We start from the raw sequence: 15444 nt of genomic DNA on the forward strand, positions 1-15444 counted from the left end.
TTATACCATTACTGCTAAAATAGCTAAGCCAGCGAGATGCTTGTATCGAGGATCGGATGACCGCCTTGGGAATTGGGCAGGACGCCCGTCGCCGATTGTCGGCGCCGCGGATCGCAGAAATCGTAGCCGACGAGTTGCGCCGCCAGATCATCAACGGCGAGCTCGCCGACGGCGACCTCTTGCCGCGTCAAGAGGTGCTCGTCGAACAGTTCAACGTGAGTTTGGTTTCGCTGCGAGAGGCGCTGCGGATTCTGGAAACCGAGGGGCTGGTGTCGGTGCGGCGGGGCAACCGCGGCGGGGCTGTCGTGCATGCCCCGGCGAAGACCAGCGCCGCGTACATGCTGGGGTTGTTGCTGCAGAGCGAGTCCGTCGCGGTGGCCGATCTCGGCATGGCGTTGCAGGAACTCGAGCCCGCATGCGCCGCACTGGCCGCGCGGCGGCCAGACCGGGCGGACACTTTGGTCCCGGAACTCAACCGGATCAACGACTCCATGGCCGAAAACATCGAGGACGGCGGTCTGTTCACCGAAATCGGCCGGGAATTCCATGATCTCGTCGTGCGCGGCTGCGGAAATCACACCATCATCGCGGTGGTCGGCAGCTTGGAGTCGCTGTGGACCAGCCACGAACAACAGTGGGCGGACGAGAGCGCGGCGCGCGGCACCTACCCCTCATTGGCGCAGCGCCGTGCGGTGCTCAGCACCCACGTCAAGCTGACCGAGACCATCGCTGAGGGTGACGTCGACCGGGCACGCCGCATCGCCGGTCGCCATCTCGCCGACACCCAGACCTATGTGCTCTCCGATCGGTCCGATCAACGAATCCATGCGCTGTCGCCGCAAGCGTTGTCGCGCACGCGCGATTTCCGGCAACCGTAAGAGCACCCGTTGAGAACCGCATTGGTCACCGGCGGCAGCGGCGGGATCGGAAAAGGGTGCGGCCGCAAGTTGGTCGAGCTCGGTTACGACGTGGTGCTTGCGGCGCGTCGTGAGGCGCCGTTGCGGGCGGCCGCCGAGGAGATCGGTGCGCGCCATGTTGTGGCCGATGCGTCGGATCCGGACGGGTTCGCCGCCGCGACAAGCGCATTGGAGACGATCGACCTCGTCGTCCATGCCGCCGGCACGCTGGGCGGGACGTACGCGCGCAAACAGACTTTCGAGCAATGGCGAACCATCATCTCGGCCAACCTGGATTCGTGCTTCGTGGTGACGGCCGCCGCACTGCCGAGGATGCGCGCGGGCTCGCGGTTCGTGTTCATCTCCTCCTCGGCTGCGCACGAACCGATGATGGCGCGGACCGCCTACTCGGCGTCGAAGGCCGGCATGAACGCATTCGCCCGGGCCTTGGCGCTGGAAGTCGACCGCGACGGCATCGCCGTCCACATCGTCACGCCCGGTCCCGTGGAAACCGAGATGCTGCAGGACGTGCCTTTCGAGATGTACGCGATTCGGGTCTCGGATGTGGCGGACGCGGTCGCCTGGCTGGACACCGTCGACCCGTCGGTCGACCTGCCGGAGATCCGGCTGAGCGCGGTGCAGCGGGGGCCGTTCGCCCGGCCGCCGGTCGTGCCTACGGAAGCCCGTCGCCGGAGGCAGCGAACGCCTTGATCACCGTCTCGCCGAATTCCTGTAGGGAGTCGGCGACGGCGAAGTCGGCGAACCACACGTAGAACCGCTCGACACCCTGAGCGGCCAGACCGGTGAAATGTGCGATCAACTCGCCGGCGTCGCCGCAGACCAGTCCCGACCCCAGGTTGCCGAATCGGCGGGTGCTGACCTCGCGCACTTTGTCCGGGTCGCCGCCCGCGCGGACGAATCCCACCATCTGCTGCACCGACACCCGGGCCGTCCCCGCGGCTTGGGCCAGCTTGGGCAACTTGTCGAGGTGGTTGGCCGGCACATTCCACCAATCCGCATATTTGCGAACGAGTTCCATCATCCGGGGGCCGGTGCCACCCAGGACCAGCGGTATCGGGCGTGACCGCCGCGGAGATTGCACAACCTCGCCGGCTTGCGCGTCGTCGCCCCAGTACTGCCTGATCAACTCGAGGTGACGCCCGAGTCGCTCCACCCTGGCCACCGGATCGCGCTGGCCGACATCGAATCTGGTGAACTCCGCGGGCCAGGACCCCGAACCGAGCCCCAGATCGAATCTGCCCTCCGATGCGTCCGACAACGTGACAGCTTGCTTGGCCAGCACGGCGGGGTGGCGAAACGCGTCACACAGCACCAGGTGGCCGATCCGCAGCCGCTCCGTCTTGGCCGCCACCCAGCCGGCGATGCCCATTGCCTCCCAGATGCTTTCATCGGGAAGGCCCGGCGCCTCGAGGTGATCGATGAACGCCATGCCGTCGAAGCCACTGGCCTCGGCGTGGTGCGCGCGCGCAGCGATGTCGGCCACCGACAGCCGCACCTGCGGCAGGAACAAGTACCACTCGACCATGCAGCCACCTATGCGTATGTTCCCGTGCGATTGCGAACCGGGGCGCTAGTTTACTATTTTTATTATGTTAGGGGTCTTATGGATGTCGCATTGAACTCGGAGCAGCTGTCGCTGCGCGACACCGTGCGCGACATCCTGCGTACGGAGTGTCCACCCGATGCGGCCCGGCAAGCGATGACGGATCCGGAGCGCTGGCGCGCGCTGTGGAAGACGGTCGTCGACCTCGGCTGGACCGAGCTTGCCCACACCGGCGACTACGGGCCGGTTGAGCTGGCGGTGGTGCTCGAGGAATGCGGCGCTTCGATCGCGCCGATCCCGCTGCTGAGCTGTGTCGGGCTGGCCGCTGGCGCATTGCGGGGCACCGACCTCGACGCGGTTCTCGACGACATCGCGGGCGGCGCCGTCGCCACTCTGGCCGTGCACGCCAAAGGCTCTAGGCTGCCCGGGGCGCCGATGACACTGCGCGGCGGACGCCTGCGGGGGCGGGCGGTCGGTGTCCCGAACCTGTCCCGCGCCGATCTCCTCGTCACGCTGGCGCGGGACGACACGGCCCCCAACGGCACAGTGGTGGCGGTCGCGCGCTGCGGCGACGGGGTGAGCGTGATCGCGGGCGAGTCGACCGATCCCGCGCACCCGCTCGCAGACGTCGAGGTCGACGCCGAACCAGTGGCCGCCGCGCCCGTCGAAATCGAAACGGCGTTGACACCGCCATTGGTGGCCGCCGCTGCCGACCTGGTCGGCGTGGCCCGTGCCGCGCTGCACCGCTCCGTCGAACACGCGAAGACGCGTCGCCAGTTCGGCACGCCGATCGGCGCGTTCCAGGGGATCAAACACGCGCTCGCCGAGAACTACGTCGGCTTGGAGCGCGCCCGTAGCCTCACCTACGCCGCGGCCGCCCGCCTGCACGATCCGACCACGGCCCCCGCCGATGCCTGGACCAGCGCGGCGCTCGCCAAGGCGGCAGCCGGCGATGCTGCCGTGAATTGCGCGAGAACCGCGGTGCAGGTGCACGGCGCGCTCGGACAGACCTGGGAGCACGACGCCCACCTGTACGTCCGGCACGCCTGGCAGGCCGCCGCAGTGCTGGGAGACAGCCGGGCGCTCTACCACGAGGTGGGTCGCCGTTTCGCAGGAAGCGCGAAATGACTTCGCCGACACGGGAATTCGGCGTCTGGCTGAACGATTTCCTGCCGAATGACTATTACGCGAACTATCGGCAATACCGCTGGGACCTCGAGCTGCGCCGTGACTACCAGCGGGCGGCCTTCGAGGCCGGCTGGATACAGCCGACCTGGCCGCGCGAGCACGGCGGCCGGTCGCTGGGTTTGCGGGACGCGATGGAAGTCAGGATCGAGGCGGCGCTGCGGTCTGCGCCCAAGCTGCCCAACATCGCCGGCCCCAACGTGGCCGCACCCGGGATCCGGCAATTCGGGACGCCCGACCAGATCGACCGCCTTCTGGTTCCGCTGCTGCGCGGTGACGAATGGTGGGCGCTGGGCATGTCCGAGCCGGAGGCCGGGTCGGATTTCGCCGGCCTGCGCACGCGGGCCGAGCGCGACGGGGACGTCTTCCGGGTGAACGGCCACAAGATCTGGACCACCCAAGCCCACGAGTCGCGGTGGTGCACCCTGTATGCCCGCACCGACCCGGAGGCGCCGAAACACCGGGGCATCTCCTGCCTCATTCTCGACCTGCACTCGCCGGGCGTGCGGATCGATCCCATCCGGATGGCCTCGATCTCCGACGAGACATTCTGCGAGGTCTTCCTCGACGACGTCGAGGTGCCCGCCGACAACCTCCTCGGGCCGCTGCACGGCGGGTGGAATGTCGCCTTGTCCTCGCTGCACCACGAACGCCAGATGATCTGGATCATGAACTGGGTCGAGATCAAGCGCGGACTCGACGCGGTACGCAGAGCGCAGCCGACGGCGGATATCTGCACCGAGCTCGGTTCGCTGCTGGCCGACGCCGAAGCGTTGCGGGCCACCGGATACCGTGCCCTGGGTAACGAACTGGCGGGACGACCGAGTCCCGAAGCCGACACCATGAAGCTGCTCGGATCGGTTACCTTGCAACGTGTTTGGGAGCTCGCGGCCGACGCCGGCGGAATGCAGTCGCTCAGCGACTTAGACCTGCTCTTCGAGCGCCAGGACGCGCTGGCCGCGACGATCTACGGCGGGACATCGGAGGTCCAGCGCAACATCATCGCCGAGCGGCTGCTCGGGTTGCCGAAGGGATGACGAGGATGGATTACGACCTCGGCGACGACGCCGCAGAATTGCGAAAGCACCTGCGTGAGTTGGTGGCCAACCACATTCCCCCCGACTTTCTCGGGGCGTGCACCGAGAACCCGAGGGATCTCGCCACCACCGAGACGTTCTGCAAGCTGCTAGCCGCCGAGGGTCTGCTGGCGCTGGCCTGGCCGAGAGAGCATGGTGGCGGCGGCGGCTCGGTGTGGCAGCAAACCGTGCTGCGCGAGGAGATGTGGGCCCAGCACGAGCCCCGCGGTCCGCAGTACATGGGCATCAATTGGGTGGGCCCGGCGCTGATGCGTTACGGAACGGCCGAGCAGAAGGCCAAGCACCTGGCGGCCATCGCCGCCGGCGACGTGATCTGGTGTCAGGGCTTTTCCGAGCCGGAGGCGGGCACCGACCTGGCCTCGTTGCGCACCCGCGCCGTACCGGACGGCGACGGTTGGCGCATCACCGGGCAGAAGGTCTGGACGTCGTATGCGCTGATGGCGTCCTGGTGTGTGCTGGCGGCGTGCACCGACCCCGAAGCCCCAAAACCAAAGCGGCTCACCCTCTTTCTGATTCCGATGGACCGGCCGGGCTTCACCGTCCGGCCCATCGGGTCCATGCTGGGACCGCATCACCTCAACGAGATGTTCCTGGACGACGTGCAGGCGTTCCCCGGCGACGTGCTCGGCGAGGTCGGCGACGGCTGGCGGGTGATGCGCGAGGCGCTGGCATTCGAGCGCGTCGGCATCGCCCGTTACGCGCGGTGCGAGTCGCTGCTCGAGCGGACGCGCACGCAGCTCGGCGACGACTGGGACACACTGCCCGAGTCGCTGCGCTCCCGGTGGGTGCGGGCACTCGTCGACCTACGCGTGGCCCGGCTGCTGGCCTATCGCGCGGTGTCGCTGCAGGACGATGCGGCGGCGGGCGCCGCGGCCAGCGCGGCCCGCATCGCCACGACGACGTGCGACCAGCAGGTCGCCGAGCTGCTCTTCGACGTGCTGGGCCCGGTCGCGCTGGACAGCGGCCGCGGCGCCGCGCTGCACGGGGCGATCGAGGACCATTGGCGTTACGCACAGGCTGCCACCGTGGCATCGGGCACCATCGAAGTCCAGAAGATGTTGGTGGCCCGGGACGTGTTGGGAGAGCATCGGTGAAAACGGATCTACCACAAGACATCAGCGACTTCGCCGCGGTCGCGGACAAGCGGCTCGCCCGGCTGGGCGGCCCGCAGGCCGCGTTGCGCGCCGAGACCGACGACGGCGTCCGGGACGCCGCGCGCACGGCGCTGAGCGAGGTCGGCGCATTCGACCTCGATGTCCGGTCGGGGCCCGACGACCTGCTGGCCGCCGCCGTGCTGTGCCGGGCCGCCGGCGCGACCGCGTTGCCCTATCCCCTGGTCGAGGAGCTGTTGGCGATCGACGGCGCCCGCCTTGCCCTGGTCAACCCCGAAGCACCGCGCATCGACCACGGCGACCTGGACGGTGATTGGATCGCCGCCGACCTGGACGGCAACCGTTACCACCCGCGGCCGGCGCCGCGCACCACCGCCAAACTGGGGCCGTTCCTGGTGCCCGCCTCCCTCGGGGCGCCCGATGGAACAATTCCGGCCGGCGACGTTAACCTCCATCTCGTGCTGGGATCATGGCGGATTCTGGGATCGATGCAGCAGGCACTGCGGATCGTCACCGATCACGTGCGCGCCCGAATCCAGTTCGGTAAACCGCTGGCGGATTTCCAGGCCGTCAGGTTCGCCGTCGCCGAGGCCGCCGTCGCCGTCCGCGGACTGCACGAATTGGCGAAATTCACCCTCTGCCGCCCCGAATCGCTACCCATCCAGATTCATTCGGCGGACGCACTCGTTCTTCGGCTCAAGGCATCCGACACCGCACGCCAGGTGTTGCGCACCTCCCACCAATTGCTCGGTGCCCTGGGCTTTTGCGATGAGTCCGACATCAGCGTGCTCGACCGGCACACCCAACCGCTCGTCCGCTTGCCGCTGGGAGCCGAGGCGCTCGCGTTGCGACTGATCCCGGGCGTCGCGGACGGCTCGCTGGAGACACTGTTCAGTGGGCCGGTATCGGCGTGACCAAGCCGACCGCGTCCGAGGTGACGGCCGACCCGTTAGCCGATGGAATCCCGTTCGGAGTCAAGCTTCGACAGCTCGCCGAGCAGCGTCGCGACGACACGGGGGTGACCATCGTCGCCCTCGACGGCACCGCGCGCTCGCTGACATTCGGCGAACTCGAGGCCCGCGCCAACCAGTGGGGCCGCGCGCTCGCCGCCGACGGTGCCGACACCGGTTCCCTTGTCGCGCTGGCGATCCCCAACTCCGAGCACCTTGTGCTGGCCACGCTGGGATGCTGGAAGATCGGCGCCGTCCCGGTGCCCATGCACTGGGACCTGCCCGAGTGGGAGCGCGACCGGGTGCGCGAGGTGATCAATCCCGCGGTGGTCGTCGACGAGGAGAACCGGTGGCGCCTGGAGGCGCAAGCGGCGGCCGAGTCCGCCGACGCCCTGCCCGTGGCCGTGTCCCCCAACATCAACGGCATCTGCAGCAGCGGTTCGACCGGTGTGCCGAAAGTGATTCTGAGCCTGGCGCCGTCGTTGTGGACCCCGCAGCACGGCGAGCCCTTTCTGTCGAACTGGACGCCGGTGGCCCAGCCGCAGACCATCATGGTGCCCGCGCCGATGTACCACACCAACGGCTTCGCCACCTTCTTCTTCCTGCTGGCCGGCGACCACCTGGTGATACTCGAAAAGTTCGATGCCGCACTGGCTTTGGACGTCATCGAACGCTTCCGGATCACCAATTTCACGGCCACGCCCACGATGCTGGCGCGCATCGCCGCCCGGCCCGACGTCCGACAGCGCGACCTGTCCAGCGTCGTATTCATCCTGCAGGGCGCCGCGGTGATGCCGCCGTCGCTCATGCACACGTGGTTCGAACTGTTGAGCCCGCAGCAGATCGTCTCGGCCTACGGCATGACCGAGAACCTCGGGCTCACCGCGTTGCGAGGCGACGAGTGGCTCGCGCATCCGGGCAGCGTCGGCCGGGGTTTCCGCGACACCGAGATCCGGATTCTCGACGCCGGCACCAGACAGCTTGGCCCCGGCGAACACGGCGAGATCTATTTGCGCGCACCGATGAGCGCGGGATCGCGCTATGTCGGCGGCGCGCCGCCGTTGCCGACGACCGACGACGGCTTCCGCTCCGCCGGCGACATCGGCTACCTGGACGAGGACGGGTACCTCTACATCGTCGACCGCCGCGTCGACATGATCGTCACCGGCGGCGCGAACGTCTTTCCCGCGGAAGTGGAGTCGGCTCTGGCGGGTCATCCCGACATCGCCGACGTCGTCGTGATCGGACTCGCAGACCCGCAGTGGGGACGCCGGGTGCACGCGGTCGTGCAACTCGCCGAGGCCGCGGCGCTCACCGAAGACGACGTGATCGAGTACGCGAAAAGCCGTCTGGCCCACTACAAAGCCCCGAAGACCGTCGAGTTCGTCGACACGATTCCCCGCACCGCGGCGACGAAGGTCAACCGCTCGGCGATGATCGAGGCCCGCGGCGGCTGAGGGCGCAGTTTGGACCAGCACATACCCCGTTGGGGTACGTTGTTGATGCGCAGAATGACGCACTAGAGCGTTAGCTGGCTGAAAAGCCGAGTAGAACAGACGAAGTCGTGATACGGCGGATGCATACCTGCCGACCGCGCGCCTTCTCTAGGCCTATACCCCCCGGGGGTGATAGCATCGCCATTGTTATGCGCCCGCAGACCGCCCGCACCACGCAATGGCTGCGCTTCACCACCGCAGTCATCGCCCTGTTCTGGGCGCTGGGCGTCGCGGCGGGATGTCACCTGCCACACGGGAGCGCAACGGCTTCCTCGACGTCTTCCCGCGTAGCTGCCGGACTCGGCCACGGGGTTGCCACCCTTGCGCACCTGGCACCCACGCGCGGCGACCCATGCTCGCCGCTGCACCAGACTTGCAAACATGTTCCACAGGCTTGCTCGACATACGATGCGGTGGAACTGGCCGTCGTCGCCTCAGCATTGCCCTTGGCCGGTTCCCTGGCTTCGCCGGTGGTCCCGGCGCCGCGGGGCCCACCACGAACTGACGGTTTCGTACTTTACCGTTCGGGTCGAAACATCTTGACCCGCTTCTGCATCGCTCGTATCTGATCGGTCAGCCTCGAGCCGTCGGGTCCTCCGTCGGCCGGCCGCGGCTGTCCTAACCGTTGCCGCGCGCAGAATTTTGCGCGGCGTTCCGATTCAGAAACGAGAGATCCATGAATCTTGTCCTGTCCAAATGTCCGACTCGGTTTCGCTACGCCCATACCGAGAGCCGACGGGAGGCGCGGTCATGACGGCGCACCTGGACCGGCCGAGCGCGCTGGTGATCGGGGCCGGGGTCAGCGGGTGGACCACCGCGCTGGTGCTGGCCCGCCGGGGCTGGCGTGTCGTCGTGGCCGCCGATCGGTTCGGCGTCGACACGGTGTCGACCGTCGCCGGCGCGCTATGGGAATGGCCACCATCGGTGTGCGGCCGCCACCATGACCAATCCATCCTGGGCCGTTCCGCGGAGTGGGCCCAGTACTCCTACATTCGCTTCGCCCGGCTCGCCGCCGACCCGCGAACCGGGGTGAGCCTGCGCCCGGCGGTGTTCTACTTCACCCGCCCGGTCGAAGAGGATCCGGCCGAGCTGGCGAAGATGACCGAGGTCGGGCGGTTCGTACCCGGGTTCGTCCGCGACCCCGAACTGATCGCCGCCCACGGCGTCAGCCCCGACGCCGGGGTGGTGGACGCCTATTCCTACCTGGCGCCCACCATCGACACCGACTGGTACCTGGCGTGGCTGGCCCGCCAGGCCGAGGCGGCCGGCATCTCCGTCGTCCGGCGCACCGTGCGCGGGACGCTCGCGGAGCAGGAGGACGAGCTGCTGGCCGAGTTCGGGGTCGAGCTGATCGTCAACTGCTCGGGTCTGGGAGCGCGTGAGCTGGCCAACGACCCGACCGTGGTGCCGCACCGGGGCGCGCTCCTACGCGCGGTCAACGACGGCAGTCAGATGGCGCGCGTGACCGCCGCCCACGCCGTCGCCAACGATGCGGGCACCGACAACCAGGACATGGTCTTCATCGTGCCCCGCGGGGCCAACCGGCTGTTGCTGGGCGGCCTGGTGGAGCCCGAGGAGTACGGCACCGACCTTCGACTGGAAAGTTATGAACCGCTGCGGCAGTTGCTCGAACGCTGCAGGGAATTCCTGCCGATTCTGCGCGACGCCCGACTGGACGCCGTCGACCCGGTGCGGGTGGGGCTGCGGCCATTCCGCGAAGGCGGCGTGCGGTTGCAGATCGAGGGCGGCACCCGGATCGTGCACAACTACGGACACGGCGGTGCGGGCGTCACCCTGTCGTGGGGCTGCGCACACGAGGTCGCCCAACTGGCAGATGCAGTGCTCGCCCAGCAGGGCGTCGCCTGAACCCACCCAAAACGAAAATTTGTCCATATCAACATAATTCAACCCATTGACACAGGAAGGACCAAAATCATGATGTCTATGCCCGCACCCGAGTGGGTGACTCTCCTAGCCTGGATCGTGACGGTTCTTGGCGTGCTCTTGGCCGGTGCCATGCTCGCCGATATCTACGTGGGTGGCCATCGGCAGCCATTGCGTGCCATGGAGGCAGTCTGGCCGATCACCGCCATCTACGCCGGTCCGCTGGCCTGGTGGGCCTACTACCGCTGGGCCCGGCCGGCCACCCAACGCTGGCAGCAACAACACGGTTGCCCGCCCCGGCTCGGGCTGCCGGCGACGGCGGCCGTGCAGACCATTCCGGGCGGCGCAGTCTCGTTCGTCGGCCACATGATCGCCATGCCATTGGTGATGTGGACCGGCATGACGATCGCCGGCCAGGGCGTGTGGCCGATGATGCTGCTGATCGCGGCCTTTGCCTTGCCGCTGCTCGTCGGATTCGAGTACCACTCGCTGTCGCTCGCCGGCCGAAACCGCTCGGTGGCACAACGCCTCTGGGCGGCCTTGCGAATCTCGGTTCTCGCGATCGTCGCATTCGACGTGGGCATGGGAGCCTCCATGCTGCTCGTCGCATTCGTGTTGGGTTACTCCACCGCCTCCATGGCGTTCTGGCTTGTCATGTGGGCCGGAATGTGGCTCGGTTTCGCCACCGCATACCCGATGGTGTGGTGGCTGCTCCCCAAAGACACCACCGAGCCGGCGAAAAGCACGCCGATCGCCCGACCACCGCAGGTAAACGCCGCACAGCGGTGAGCGGAAGCAACCGGGAAGGCCGGGCCCGGGACTGCGCGGAACCGTCACCCGATCGGTGCGATTCCCGAACTCGAGATGGTGAAGCCGCGGCCCGAGGCCACCGTGCACGTCACCCCAGCGGTCTCCGACCGGCACACGAACGGGCCGGCTTCCCTCGTCTGGCCATAACCGAGGATCGGGGTGCCCTCCGCCGGATTGGCCAGACAGCTTTCACCCGCGCAGCGGGAGAGGGTTCCAGCGGTGTCCATGCTTACGGAAGCCGGTGGCGCTAAGGCGAAGCAGAATGCTTCGTCGGGGATGCCGCGACGGTGGTAGTTGATCTCGCAGCTGATATTGCGTGACGGGGACAGGAAGGCCACGTAGTTATCCTGATCCGCGGCGGCCGGCGGGATGACCGGGATGCCCAAGGCGCCAACCAGCACAATCCCCGCAACGGCCAGCGCGTATCTCAACACCCGCCAACCGTGCCACAGCTTGGCGAACTACGGACGGGCTTCGCGTCTCGCGGGTCCGGTCACGGAATCTTCTACCGGAAGCCGTGAGCGCCTCCAGCGACCCGCGGTAACCTCATTCTCAACGCGCGAGCACCGCGCCGGGGAAGGGGACGAAGCGCTCATGGGCGACCTTGGCGACGATGTCGACGTGACACGCGGCGACCGCTTCATCAAGACCGCTGTCGAGATTTTGGGCGAAACCGGACGCACCGACTTCACCGTGCAGGAGGTCGTCGCTCGTTCCAAAACGTCGCTGCGCGCCTTCTATCAGCATTTCAACAGCAAGGACGAGTTGCTGCTGGCCTTGTTCGACCGGACCATCGCGCAGTCGGTACAAGCCTGGCGCACCGAAACCGACGGCCTGGACAGCACGGCGGCGCTGAAGCTGGTGATCGACCGCATCAGTCAGCAACCGGAATCGAGCACCCAAGACAGCCTCAATCGGGCCTTGTCCCTCTATAACCAACACTTGGCCGAGGCCCGCCCCCGCGACTACGCCCGGGTGCTCTCGCCCTTGCATCGACTCATTCGCGACATCGTGGGGCAAGGCATCACCGAGGGCGTCTTCAACCCGGGAGTCGACGTCGGGGCGGCGGCGGCAGTCGTGATGCAGACGGTGATGGGGGCACAGCGGTTGCATTGGCTGGGAACGGAATTGAACGGAGCCCCCCTCGACGGCGGTCAACTGTATGACTTCTGCAGTCGCGCCCTGGGCATCCGGGAAGGCGACGAAGAACCGAGCACGCCGTCGCTGGCCGAGCTGTTCGCCCAGATCGGTATGCGGCCGGGAACCCGCGATGGCGAATTCGCGATGACGATGCCGGTCAGCCCGGCCGTCGTCAACACGTCCGGCGCGCTGCAGGGCGGCCTGATCGCGACGCTCGTCGACGTCGCGGGCGGACAGTTCGGGCTGGACTACCTGCAGCCGGACACCACGATGACGACGGCGGACCTCTTCATTCGTTACCTGCGCCCGATCCGGCAGGGCTCGGCGTTCGCGGTACCCCGGATGCTGCGGTCCGGGCGGCGGGCAATGGTGATGCAGGTAGACATCTACGGCGACGACGACGAGCTCGTCGCCACTGCGACCGTCAACTTCGCCGTCATCAACGGGCCGACGCCGACTGGCCTCAGCGGGACCCCTTGAGGCAGCTGTACACCTTGTCGGGCGAAAGTGGTAACGTCATTACCACCTACAGAGAATTCAAGACTTCTGCCGAGGAGATCGCCATGCCGTCTCGCGAACTTTCCTTCCCGGTGTTCGACGCGGACAACCACATGTACGAGCCGCAGGAAGCGCTGACCAAGTTCCTTCCGGAGAACCGCAAGCGCGTCATCGACTACGTCCAGGTGCGCGGCCGCACGAAGATCGTGGTCCGCGGCCACATCAGCGAATACATCCCCAACCCGACGTTCGAGGTGGTCGCCAAGCCGGGCGCGCAGGAGGACTACTTCCGCAACGGCGCGCAGGGCAAGAGCTACCGCGAGATCCTGGGCGAGCCGATGAAGGCGATCCCCGCCTTCCGCGAACCCGGCGCGCGCCTCGAGGTCATGGACGAGCTCGGCATCGACTACGCCCTGATGTTCCCGACATTGGCCAGCCTGGTCGAGGAGCGCATGAAGGACGACCCGGAGATGACCCACGACGTCATCCACGCGCTGAACCAGTGGATGTACGAGCAGTGGTCGTTCAACTACAAGGACCGCATCTTCGCCACCCCGGTGATCACCCTGCCGATCGTCGAGCGTGCCCTCGAGGAACTCGAGTGGTGCCTGGAGCGCGGCGCCCGCACCGTGCTGGTGCGCCCGGCGCCGGTGCCCGGCTACAAGGGCAGCCGCTCGTTCGGCCTCGAGGAGTTCGACCCGTTCTGGCAGGCCTGCATCAAGGCCGAACTCCCGGTGTCGATGCACGCATCCGACAGTGGTTATTCGGAATTCGCGAACGTGTGGGAGCCCGGCGACGAATTCCTGCCGTTCAAGCCGACCGCCTTCCGCAGCTTCGCGATGGGCCACCGGCCGATCCTGGACGCGATGGGGGCGCTGGTGTGCCACGGCGCGCTGTCCCGCAACCCGGAGCTGCGGATCCTGTCAATCGAGAACGGTGCCGACTGGGTGCCGGACCTGTTCAAGGGCCTCAAGGGCGTCTACAAGAAGATGCCGCAGTCGTTCAGCGAGGACCCCATCGAGGCGTTCAAGCGCTGTGTCTACATCACCCCGTTCTGGGAGGACCGGTTCACCGAGATCGTCAAGATGGTCGGCACCGACCGGGTGCTCTTCGGCTCCGACTGGCCGCACCCCGAGGGCCTGAAGGACCCGATCTCCTTCGTCGACGAGCTCACCGACTTCGACGAGGCGGACATCGCCAAGATCATGGGCGGCAACCTGATGAAGCTGATGAAGGTGTCCGCGCCGGCCAAGAAACCCGTCTCGGCCTGAGGGACGAAGGGCCCACGTCCGGCGGCTACATGGCCTCCTTAATGCCTCGACGGATCAGCCAGACGTTCGCCGGCCAAGCCGTCGCGAATCCGATGATCATTCCCACCTGCATCAGAAACCAGTAGGCGGCCGTGTTCGGGTGCAGCGGCGAGGACGGAAAGAGAACGAAGGACATCACGGCCATCCAGCCGAAGAGCCCGACTTCGAATGCGGTCAGGGACAGGACGTCGGCCTTGGCTGCCTCCACGAGGCCTTTGCGGAAGCCCAGACCCCGCATCGGAGCGATGGCGAAATACTGGAACAAGATGCCCAGCGTCAGCGCCGCAACATAGTCGCCGATGAATTCGGGCAACAGGGCGCGACCTAGCAGCTCCAATCCCAATGCGAACACGGCGAATTCGGCAATGATGTCGCCGAGCGTGCAGCCCGCGCCGCAGTGACTGACCCCGATGGCCGTGGTGGCCCAGTTCGGCTTGTCCGGGGGCCGGTCGCGCTCGTGCTCACTTAGCCATCGATGGCTGTTCGGACGACCGTAACGCCAGTACATCCACAACGCGACGGGTCCGAAGTAGAGAGCGGTAACCGGCCAGACGGCCTCCATGATGCCCATCCGTTGCCGGTAGCCGCGGGCGTAGATGTCGAGAAGGATCACCACCGCCGTTGCGAAGCCCAAAGCCAAAGCGGCCCAGGATACGACGGTCAACCAAATGGGTGGAGTCATCGGCGATCACCGTAAGTGTCACTTGGGCGGCGGTCGCGAAGCACGTACGTTGATGCGGTCACTAGCAAATCTCCTTATCGTGGAGGGCCTTTCGCGAGGAACGCTCCGGGCCAACCAGCGGCTGGGCGATCTCGGTGGTCGGCGTCTTCAGTCGAAGGTTCCCAACCATGTCGGTGAGCCGACGCCGCTGATTCTGAGGTCAGCTACGAGTTCCGGAATGATTGCCCATAGCTATTGTTTACTGTGTCATGGATCAGGACAAGGGCTGCCCGCCGGACGACGGCCGACACGCCTAGGGGGCCGGTCCTTTCGATTCCGGCGGTTGCGCCCTGTCGGGCTTAGGGAAGACCGAGACCACACCCTTGGTCTCGAACAATGCGAGGTGGACGTCGGCTGCCGTTCGGTGACCGTGCTGGCGCAAGATGGCATCCATGTCGTCGTGAGTCAGTCTGCAACGCAACAAGTTCCGCTCGTGGAGTTGGCCATCGCGGATGAGGACCCGCACGGGAGGGTCGACGATTCTTCGTACCCATGGAATGAACCGCAGCCGCGCCACGATGTCGTGCGCGGCGATCAGCGCCAGCAGCGCGGCCGCCCCGGTCAGCCATGAGGTGCCGGCAGCGGTCGCTGTGCGACCGACGATGGCACCCACGGCGACGCCGGTGATCCAGTCGAATGGCGTGAACTCCGCGATGGTGCGCCGCAGCGTCAGCCGGAAAGCTGCTGCGGCGGTGAGGAACAGAGCCAGCGCCTTGACAGCCGCATACAGCGCCGGGCGCCACCCGTTGTACAGCTCGAGTAACAGGCCGTTCATCATCTG

The 15444-nt window shown here is 67.0% G+C and carries 15 protein-coding genes and 2 pseudogenes; 13 read left to right on the top strand and 4 right to left on the bottom strand.

Features of this window, described 5'->3' with window-relative positions:
• Positions 1–56 precede the first annotated feature (56 nt).
• Both G6N51_RS11105 and G6N51_RS11110 read left to right on the top strand, forming a co-directional pair.
• Positions 57–878 (top strand): FadR/GntR family transcriptional regulator, encoded by an 822-nt coding sequence (locus tag G6N51_RS11105; RefSeq protein ID WP_083170385.1) that lies wholly within the window; start codon positions 57–59, stop codon positions 876–878.
• Positions 879–887: 9 nt separating this feature from the next.
• A complete protein-coding gene (locus G6N51_RS11110) occupies positions 888–1607 on the top strand; it encodes an SDR family oxidoreductase (protein ID WP_083170383.1) in 720 nt (239 codons plus the stop codon).
• Here the strand turns inward: G6N51_RS11110 and G6N51_RS11115 are convergent.
• On the bottom strand, positions 1570–2442 hold the full coding sequence (locus tag G6N51_RS11115; protein WP_083170381.1) for an LLM class flavin-dependent oxidoreductase: 873 nt from the start codon (positions 2440–2442) through the stop codon (positions 1570–1572). The two genes, G6N51_RS11110 and G6N51_RS11115, sit on opposite strands and share 38 nt — an antisense overlap.
• A 78-nt stretch (positions 2443–2520) precedes the next feature.
• On the opposite strand from G6N51_RS11115, the gene G6N51_RS11120 reads away from it, so the two are divergent.
• The 9 genes and pseudogenes from G6N51_RS11120 to G6N51_RS11150 all read left to right on the top strand — a co-directional run bounded on the left by G6N51_RS11120 (position 2521) and on the right by G6N51_RS11150 (position 10973).
• A complete protein-coding gene (locus G6N51_RS11120; RefSeq protein ID WP_083170379.1) occupies positions 2521–3588 on the top strand; it encodes an acyl-CoA dehydrogenase family protein in 1068 nt (355 codons plus the stop codon).
• Positions 3585–4208, top strand: a pseudogene (locus tag G6N51_RS29775) (acyl-CoA dehydrogenase family protein); the annotation flags it as partial. The gene G6N51_RS11120 and the pseudogene G6N51_RS29775, both read left to right, overlap by 4 nt.
• A gap of 60 nt (positions 4209–4268) precedes the next feature.
• Positions 4269–4682, top strand: a pseudogene (locus tag G6N51_RS29780) (acyl-CoA dehydrogenase family protein); the annotation flags it as partial.
• Positions 4679–5836 (top strand): acyl-CoA dehydrogenase family protein, encoded by a 1158-nt coding sequence (locus tag G6N51_RS11130; RefSeq protein WP_174814308.1) that lies wholly within the window; start codon positions 4679–4681, stop codon positions 5834–5836. The pseudogene G6N51_RS29780 and the gene G6N51_RS11130, both read left to right, overlap by 4 nt.
• The gene (locus tag G6N51_RS11135) at positions 5833–6768 is read left to right on the top strand and encodes an acyl-CoA dehydrogenase family protein (protein WP_083170372.1); all 936 of its coding nucleotides are present in this window, start codon (positions 5833–5835) and stop codon (positions 6766–6768) included. The genes G6N51_RS11130 and G6N51_RS11135 overlap by 4 nt, the downstream gene beginning before the upstream one ends.
• A complete protein-coding gene (locus G6N51_RS11140) occupies positions 6765–8261 on the top strand; it encodes a class I adenylate-forming enzyme family protein (protein ID WP_083170370.1) in 1497 nt (498 codons plus the stop codon). Before G6N51_RS11135 ends, G6N51_RS11140 begins: the two co-directional genes overlap by 4 nt.
• Before the next feature lie 188 nt (positions 8262–8449).
• Positions 8450–8869 (top strand): putative copper homeostasis (lipo)protein LpqS, encoded by a 420-nt coding sequence (gene lpqS, locus G6N51_RS29785; protein ID WP_456299257.1) that lies wholly within the window; start codon positions 8450–8452, stop codon positions 8867–8869.
• Positions 8870–9050: 181 nt separating this feature from the next.
• Positions 9051–10166, top strand: a complete 1116-nt coding sequence (locus G6N51_RS11145; RefSeq protein WP_083170368.1) for an FAD-dependent oxidoreductase — start codon at positions 9051–9053, stop codon at positions 10164–10166.
• Between the two features lie 78 nt (positions 10167–10244).
• The gene (locus tag G6N51_RS11150) at positions 10245–10973 is read left to right on the top strand and encodes a DUF4396 domain-containing protein (RefSeq protein WP_232078334.1); all 729 of its coding nucleotides are present in this window, start codon (positions 10245–10247) and stop codon (positions 10971–10973) included.
• Positions 10974–11017: 44 nt separating this feature from the next.
• Here the strand turns inward: G6N51_RS11150 and G6N51_RS11155 are convergent, their stop codons facing one another.
• The gene (locus G6N51_RS11155; RefSeq protein WP_232078336.1) at positions 11018–11428 is read right to left on the bottom strand and encodes a hypothetical protein; all 411 of its coding nucleotides are present in this window, start codon (positions 11426–11428) and stop codon (positions 11018–11020) included.
• Between the two features lie 160 nt (positions 11429–11588).
• On the opposite strand from G6N51_RS11155, the gene G6N51_RS11160 reads away from it, so the two are divergent.
• Together G6N51_RS11160 and G6N51_RS11165 are read left to right on the top strand one after the other, a co-directional pair.
• Entirely contained in the window at positions 11589–12614 is a 1026-nt protein-coding gene (locus G6N51_RS11160) for a hotdog fold thioesterase (protein ID WP_083170364.1), read from the top strand.
• 83 nt (positions 12615–12697) lie between these two features.
• On the top strand, positions 12698–13903 hold the full coding sequence (locus G6N51_RS11165) for an amidohydrolase family protein (protein ID WP_083170520.1): 1206 nt from the start codon (positions 12698–12700) through the stop codon (positions 13901–13903).
• Between the two features lie 25 nt (positions 13904–13928).
• Here G6N51_RS11165 and G6N51_RS11170 read toward each other — a convergent pair whose 3' ends face one another.
• Complete coding sequence (locus tag G6N51_RS11170) at positions 13929–14624, bottom strand: DUF4396 domain-containing protein (protein WP_083170362.1); 696 nt, start codon at positions 14622–14624, stop codon at positions 13929–13931.
• 292 nt (positions 14625–14916) lie between these two features.
• A complete protein-coding gene (locus tag G6N51_RS11175) occupies positions 14917–15438 on the bottom strand; it encodes a DUF421 domain-containing protein (RefSeq protein WP_083170518.1) in 522 nt (173 codons plus the stop codon).
• Positions 15439–15444 lie beyond the last annotated feature (6 nt).

Source organism: Mycobacterium paraseoulense, from assembly GCF_010731655.1.
GTDB classification, from domain to species: Bacteria; Actinomycetota; Actinomycetes; order Mycobacteriales; family Mycobacteriaceae; genus Mycobacterium; species Mycobacterium paraseoulense.